This is a genomic window from uncultured Oribacterium sp. (assembly GCF_902481605.1).
In the GTDB taxonomy this organism is placed as follows: Bacteria; Bacillota; Clostridia; order Lachnospirales; family Lachnospiraceae; genus Oribacterium; species Oribacterium sinus.
The window spans coordinates 1-6,786 of the sequence record NZ_CABSXI010000091.1; the positions used below are offsets into that span (position 1 = coordinate 1).

Here is a 6,786-nt window from a genome sequence, read left to right on the forward strand (position 1 = left end):
ACATCTTTAAAAGAAAAAAGAAACTCCCTTCGAAGTTTCCTCTTTCTTTACCCCTTCATTCCTTTTTCATTCATAATATCAGGAGGTTCCTTATGTATTACGAAAATTATAGCTATGTTGCAAAGGTCGGTACACAAATCATGCGTTTCGCCACCGAGGAAGAATATTTAGAATATATTGCCGAAGAACAGGACTAAAGCAACGAAGCCGCCGCAAAAGTCAATAAGTTGTAGCGCATCTTTATAATGAATACAGCAATCACTTACCCCAGAAGATCGTTAAAAGCTTCCGTCATCGTAGGATGTGTATAAATCTGAGACGCCAGCACATTTGCCGGAATCTTCTGATCCATAGCCAGCTTAATCAGATTAATCATTTCATAGCTTTCCGGACAATAAAGATGAGCACCTAGGATAAGATTGCTTCCTTCTTCAATAATCACCTTCAGCAGACCGGCGGTCTGACGCAAAACCTGAGCCTTGGGAATAGCCGCTACCGGAAGCTTTGCTACTCGATACTGCTTGCCCTGTGCCTTTGCTTCTTCCTCCGTAATTCCCACTCTGGAAAATGCCGGTGTCAGGAATACGGAATAGGGGATAGCCCCTCTGTTTTCCGTGCTTCGAAGAGCAGTTCCCTCTCCCTTAGCTTCCTGCTCTAAAGCTGCCTTTACGATACGGAAGTCGTCTAAAGAAATATAAGTAAACTGCAGGCCCCCGGTCACATCTCCCATGGCAAAGATATGAGGCACCTTGGTTCTTAGGGAAGAATCTACAGGGATGGCTCCTCTTTCTGTCAGGGAAAGACCTGCCTTTTCCAACGCCAGGTTCTCTACGTTTGGCTTTCTTCCTGTTGCCACAAGGATGGCATCTGCGGTAATGGTCTTCCCCTCTCCGCCCTGCTGGAACAGAATCAGACTTTCCTCTTCCTTATCCTGAATTTCCTGCACAGTTACGCCCTTACACAGGGTAATCCCCAGCTTCTCCATGTTCTCTTCAATAGCCTTAGCCATTTCCCGGTCTTCTCTTGGGATAAAGTCCATAGTATCCTGTAGAATGGTTACAGTAGATCCAAAATTCTGATAGTAAGAAGCAAACTCCAAGCCGATATAGCCCCCGCCGATAATCACAAGGTTTTTAGGCAGAGTATCCAACTCCATCATGCTTTCACTGGTATATACTCTCTTAGAGCTTTCTACTCCGGCAATCTTTGGGATAATGGTCTTAGCTCCGGTGTTAACAAAGATACGCTCTCCCCGGATTTCCTCATCTCCTTTAGCACTTTCCACCAGAATACGGTGTTCATCCAGGAAAGAGGCTCTGCCGTCAATGACCTCCACACCGGCCCCCTGTACCTTTTCCAGATTCTTTCCTCTCAGGAAATGGGTCAGTCTTCTCTTCTCCTCAATAGCCTTCTGATAACGCTCCGCCTTCTCGGAGAATTCTCCCCCCAGTGCAGCGGACTCTCTGGCGCTATTCTCTAAAGACTTTGAAGGAATACAAGCCACGTTAATGCAGGTACCTCCATAACGAAGGGGATTTTCCTCGATTAAAACCGTCTTCTCCCCCTTTTTAGCCAGATAGCCTGCCAATGTTTTTCCGGCCTTACCAAATCCAATAATAATGTTTTGTACTTCCCTCATGTTCATCCTTTTCCTTTCTTTTCTCGTATCCATTCTTGATTTCCAGTTTAAATCATCAGACTTAAGCAATGGCAAAACTATAGCACAAAAACCAGGCTTTGTATTTCAATTCTTTAGAAAAAAATTCTAAAAGGAATGTAAAAATCTAAAGGAAAAAAGAAATGTCTTGTCTTTTTAGTGCAGAAATCTAAAATTAGGGTATAATACAAAAGACACTTAGTTGTAACAAACTATTTTTATAGTATAGAGTCCATAGAATCAGCAATGAAAAGGAGAAAAAATTTCCATGTTTTACCAGTTAGTCCATGAAAATGATGCTTCCTTCCGAATTCGTTTAGGAGTAAGCCGGATTACTTCTCAGGAGGAAGAAATCTTAAGTCAAATATTAGCCAGTCACCCCCAGGTTTGCGGAATTCAGATTTATCCTGCAACATCAGGCATTCGAATTTTTTTTAAAGGCTCTAAACAGGCAATTTTAGAAAGCCTTCGTAAGATTCCCTATAGCAATGTCCGTTTTCTGGCAGAACAGCTTCCCAAGCAGGATAGTATCTATGTTCATCTTCTCCCTTCCAGTCAGGAAATTGTTCAGGAATTTCGCGGGAATAAGAAGATGAATCCGAAGTTAAAGCAGAAGCTTGGCACTGAAGTCATTATTGAAGCTTTGGTGGATAAATTTCTGCCTGAACCGCTGAATCTGGCGTATCACGCCTTCCAGCTTATTCTTCTTTCCAAGGCTTAAACAGCTTACACTTTAGCTCATAGCTTAAAGCTTGCATTCACAATATCTTGTCTTTCATCAACAGTCGTGGTTAAAAATAAAAAATCCCCTCTTCCTATCCTAAGCGCCCGGCCCTAAAGGCTACAGGGAAGCTAAGGCTCCGGAAAGGGGATTTCTTTTAGCTCTTTCATATTGTAAAGACTATCGCAAAACCACTGCTCCTCTCCTTTTCCTTCCAGAAAAATGAGGGCATGCTTTGCTCTTGTTACTGCCACATATTCCAAACTGGTATACTTGGATCTGGCTTCCGCACAGCTGTTTCCGCCGGTTTCCATCAAAATCACAATATTCGAATTTAAGCCCTTGGAAGCATGGGCATCCAAAACCATATGATCCAAGGAAGCTTCCGAAAAGCCAAAGGGTTTCAAGGCTTCTTTGTAATCTGCTTCTTTCTCCTTGTCATTGGATAAAATCAGAAAATCTCTGTCTCGTAAATCCGGGTAAGACTTTAACAGTTCCCCCATCAAATCCTGTAGAGCTCTTAGACTATCCTTTTCCGAAGGATAGTGGAAAACACCGTGGAGAGGAGAATTTTGCAAAAACTCGGGCCTTTGGCAAGCCTTCATATCATGATAGGCGGGCATTCTCTTCCGAAAATGTCGATTAATCCATTCCACCAACTCCGCATTGGAACGATAATTCTCATTGAGGTAGAGGACCTTCACATTCCGCTTTTTCTCCATGCGCCGCTTCATTTGGAAGAAAACCTGTCGTTCCGCTTCCTCCTCCTGATAGATGGTTTGTCTGGGATCTCCCACCATAAAAAGGCAATTATGCCGCATTTTCCCCTTCTTATCCGTGGACAGAAGGAGAAGAATGTCCAGCTGAGTCTGATTCAAATCCTGTAATTCATCCGCGTAAATCTTGGTAAAATCCCGTCGTAAAATCTGCAGAAGCTTGGGATTCTCTTTCAATATTCTATAGCATTGTTCCTCCAAAGGCATAAAAGAATATTCTGATTCCGTAGACTTAAGTTCCGTAGATTTTTGTACTGCTTTCCTGATTTCCTGCAGGCAGGCATTTTTTTCCACCTCTCCGATGTACTGTTCCCTCGTCCAAGCTTTCTGAAAATGCTCCTTTACATGAATAACATAGAGGCAAAAGTCTCGGAAAGTGGTGATATGCATACTGTCAATGCCATATACCTTTCGCTTTAAACGATGACTCATTTCTTTGTTAATCGCAATTTCCCGATACAAATGCTTTTTTATCTTTTGTTTAAATTCCGCTACCGCTTCATCCGTAAAGGCCAGCAAAAGAAAATGGGAAAGCCTTTCACCGCCCATAATCTGATTTAATATTCTTTTTGAAAGAAGGGTGGTCTTCCCTGTCCCCGGGCCCGCCACAATGAAAAGGTTATCCTCAGCCTCCCGGATGTATTCCCTCTTCCTTTGCTCAGTCCAAAATTGCTTTCTTCTTTCCATCCATTTTCTTCTCCAAGAATCTTGGCCTTAAATTTTCCTCGCTATCATACCATAGAATTTTAAAAAAAGCTAAAAAAATAGGGCATCGTAAAGCGATGCCCCTATTATTAATCCGCCTTGGAAGACAGGAACAATCCCATACTTTCCAACTTATTTAAAATCTCATCCAAAGACTTTCTTCCCATGTTTCTCACCTTCATCAGGTCATCCATAGTCTTGGCACAAAGGTCTTCCACTGTATTGATTCCCGCTCTCTTTAAGCAGTTGTAGGAACGAACACTGAGCTCCAGCTCATCAATGCTCTTATTCAACTCGTCCCTTCCTGCCTCCTGACTGGAAACAGCAGCACCCTGCTCCTTTGCAGAGGTATCCATGTGCATAAAGAGCTGCAAATGGGTCTGTAGGATACGAGCTGCCAAAGATACGGCCTCCTCCGGCATCATGGTCCGGTCGGTAGTCACATCCAGAATCAAACGCTCTGTATTCCCCGTCTCTTCCACGAAGACATTCACCTTCTTTACAGGAGAATAAATTGCATCTACCGCAATCACGCCGATAGCAAGATCGCTGTGATCTCTGGTATTGGCTCCATCATAGCCCTTTCCCTTGCTGACCTTCATTTCCATATAAATCTTGGCATCCTTACCGGATAAATGTGCTAAGACAAGGTCGGGATTCATGATTTCCACTTCGGAACTCACCTTAATATCGGAAGCCTTGACTACGCCCTCTCCCATGTAATCCACATAGGCCATCACAGGCTCCTCTCCGCTACCGGTATAGCGAAGTGCCAGGTTCTTCAAATTCATAATGATTTCGGATACGTCTTCCTTTACCCCGGGAATAGAAGAAAATTCATGATAGACACTATCCAGCTTTACTTCACTGACAGCAGATCCGGGCATAGAAGAAAGCAGAATTCTTCTTAAGGAATTCCCGAGAACCGTAGCCTCTCCCTTTGCTAAAGAATCACAAACGAAACGAGCATATCCCTGCTCCTCTACAAACTCTTTCACTTCCAAGACTGGTTTCATTATGTTTTCCATTCCACACTCCTACTAATCGCTTCTTTACTGAACCTACCTATTATACCTATTTTTCTCAAAATTTCGAGTAGTTTTCTGTAATTCCTTAAAATAAATTTTATGCCGCCAGGTGTTTGTCCTTTTCCAGGCTGTCTCCGGACTTCCTCACCAAAATCTCCTCCATGGGCACTTCCAGGAGCACACTCAATGCAAACATATTGTCTAAGCTGGGCAAAGCCTTCCCCTGCTGCCACTTATACACGGCCTGTGGCTCTAAGAAGCCCATAAACAGGGCAACATCTTTTACCTTCAAGCCCTTTTCCTTCCGTAATCGCTCAATGTTTTTCCCGGTGGCAAAAACGTCTATTACGGGATATTCCACGTTAATCTTTGCTTCCATAACGAACTCCCTCCTGTAAAAATGAGAAAAACCCTGATAAAAAATCAGCGGAAGCTGAACAAGCCAGTCTTCCGCAGTTAAGAAAAAGCTGATGACGGGAATCGGACCCGTGACCTCCGCACTACCAATGCGACGCACTACCGACTGTGCTACATCAGCGTATCCTGAATAAATTCAGAACATTGCTAAAATACCATAAAGCAGTAGAACTGTCAATCAGTTTTTTTACTTTTTCACTTCACTTCTCTTTGTTTTACCGAAATGAATTTCACTGAAATCCATTTCACCGAAATCGATTTCACTAAAATATTTTTAACTATAATCCCCTTAAATCTTGTCTGTCACTCCTGTTTTATCTTATTCCGTACCTCTCCAGGATATAGTCCATATCCTTATCTACCCTCACGGATAAACTTTACGCCGTAGATGGTCTTCAGATTATTTATAAAAACTCAATTCTCTATTTTGCTATATTCTTTCTAGGCACAATATCTATAATAAGTTCAGAATTCATCGCCTCTGCAATACGATTCAGTAAAGCTAGACTGGGATTTCTGGTTCCATTTTCCAGCCTACTAATATCCGCTTGACTGATACCGGTCTTCTTTGACAATTCTTCTTGCGTAAGACCGGCCTCTTTTCTTGCTCTTACTAAAGACATAGTGAGATCCCGTTCAGATTGTAATTTTTCAAATTCTTTTTTAAACTCTTGGTCTTTTAACAATTCTTTCGTTAAATTTTGTAAATCACCCATTTTTACAACCTCTCCTAAAATACTTTTCTCTTCTCTTAATAGCCAGCTGAAGCTCAGCCCTTGGTGTTTTCATCTGTTTTTTTATAAAGCCATTTGTTGCTATAATAATTTCATTTTTGTCAAAGAAAAATAAAATTCTTACTATATCAGTACCTTGTATAGTACGAAGTTCAAAGATTCCCTGTTCCAGATGCCTACTTAACGGAAATCTCGCCTCACTTCCCAACATTTCCAAACGATGTAAATCAGAAACAAGTTTTGCTCTCATTTTTGTCTTCAAATTACAAATAAAGTCAGCTACAGGCACACTGCCATCGTCTTCACAAAAAAAATTAACAGTAAACAAACGCACCTCCTGTATGCTATATATAGCATAATTATTTTATTAGATTATGTCAATGCTATAATCACATCATCTCGTAGCAAAGACTATAAACAGTTCGTGGTATAGATAACTCTTTTTTATCATAATTTATAATTGTTATGTTTTTTATGGGAAAGTTAGCGCTTACGAAAAATGAATTTCTTTAGAATTAATACTTTGTTAAATAGACAAACGAAAAATATACATAGCTCTAAGAACCAATAGATTAAATAGATTAAATAGATTAAATAGATTAAATAGATTAAATAGATTGAATAGATTGAATTTGTTTGAATTAAATGTCATTATCAAAAATAATCTGATAACACTCTTTTATTATCAACCATATAGAAAGAAAACGCAAATAGAAAATACAATAAATACTCATTTTTTGATATAGAC

7 protein-coding genes and 1 tRNA gene are annotated in these 6,786 nt (G+C 40.8%); 1 reads left to right on the forward strand and 7 read right to left on the reverse strand.

The annotated features are described in order from the left end of the window. Positions 1 to 262 precede the first annotated feature (262 nt). On the reverse strand, positions 263 to 1,639 hold the full coding sequence (locus tag RDQ32_RS10435) for an FAD-dependent oxidoreductase (protein ID WP_308580418.1): 1,377 nt from the start codon (positions 1,637 to 1,639) through the stop codon (positions 263 to 265). 286 nt (positions 1,640 to 1,925) lie between these two features. Between RDQ32_RS10435 and RDQ32_RS10440 the strand changes: the two genes are divergently transcribed. Beyond that, a complete protein-coding gene (locus RDQ32_RS10440; RefSeq protein WP_308580409.1) occupies positions 1,926 to 2,378 on the forward strand; it encodes a hypothetical protein in 453 nt (150 codons plus the stop codon). Positions 2,379 to 2,509: 131 nt separating this feature from the next. Here the strand turns inward: RDQ32_RS10440 and RDQ32_RS10445 are convergent, their stop codons facing one another. The 6 genes from RDQ32_RS10445 to RDQ32_RS10470 all read right to left on the reverse strand — a co-directional run bounded on the left by RDQ32_RS10445 (position 2,510) and on the right by RDQ32_RS10470 (position 6,372). Continuing rightward, entirely contained in the window at positions 2,510 to 3,841 is a 1,332-nt protein-coding gene (locus tag RDQ32_RS10445; protein ID WP_308580411.1) for a UvrD-helicase domain-containing protein, read from the reverse strand. 107 nt (positions 3,842 to 3,948) lie between these two features. After that, positions 3,949 to 4,887, reverse strand: coding sequence for a DNA-directed RNA polymerase subunit alpha (locus RDQ32_RS10450; RefSeq protein WP_308580413.1), 939 nt, complete (start codon positions 4,885 to 4,887; stop codon positions 3,949 to 3,951). Positions 4,888 to 4,984: 97 nt separating this feature from the next. Next, positions 4,985 to 5,266, reverse strand: coding sequence for a helix-turn-helix transcriptional regulator (locus RDQ32_RS10455; protein ID WP_183684521.1), 282 nt, complete (start codon positions 5,264 to 5,266; stop codon positions 4,985 to 4,987). A gap of 86 nt (positions 5,267 to 5,352) precedes the next feature. Beyond that, a tRNA-Thr gene (locus RDQ32_RS10460) sits at positions 5,353 to 5,425 on the reverse strand. 301 nt (positions 5,426 to 5,726) lie between these two features. Continuing rightward, positions 5,727 to 6,020, reverse strand: coding sequence for a helix-turn-helix transcriptional regulator (locus RDQ32_RS10465; protein WP_308580415.1), 294 nt, complete (start codon positions 6,018 to 6,020; stop codon positions 5,727 to 5,729). After that, positions 6,013 to 6,372 (reverse strand): type II toxin-antitoxin system RelE/ParE family toxin, encoded by a 360-nt coding sequence (locus tag RDQ32_RS10470; RefSeq protein ID WP_308580416.1) that lies wholly within the window; start codon positions 6,370 to 6,372, stop codon positions 6,013 to 6,015. The genes RDQ32_RS10465 and RDQ32_RS10470 overlap by 8 nt, the downstream gene beginning before the upstream one ends. Positions 6,373 to 6,786: the final 414 nt, after the last annotated feature.

Coding starts and splice junctions, on each gene's coding strand:
- RDQ32_RS10455 (WP_183684521.1), bottom strand. CDS start 5,266: ATGGAAGCAAAGATTAACGTGGAATATCCCGTAATAGACGTTTTTGCC.
- RDQ32_RS10445 (WP_308580411.1), bottom strand. CDS start 3,841: ATGGAAAGAAGAAAGCAATTTTGGACTGAGCAAAGGAAGAGGGAATAC.
- RDQ32_RS10440 (WP_308580409.1), top strand. CDS start 1,926: ATGTTTTACCAGTTAGTCCATGAAAATGATGCTTCCTTCCGAATTCGT.
- RDQ32_RS10435 (WP_308580418.1), bottom strand. CDS start 1,639: ATGAGGGAAGTACAAAACATTATTATTGGATTTGGTAAGGCCGGAAAA.
- RDQ32_RS10450 (WP_308580413.1), bottom strand. CDS start 4,887: ATGGAAAACATAATGAAACCAGTCTTGGAAGTGAAAGAGTTTGTAGAG.
- RDQ32_RS10465 (WP_308580415.1), bottom strand. CDS start 6,020: ATGGGTGATTTACAAAATTTAACGAAAGAATTGTTAAAAGACCAAGAG.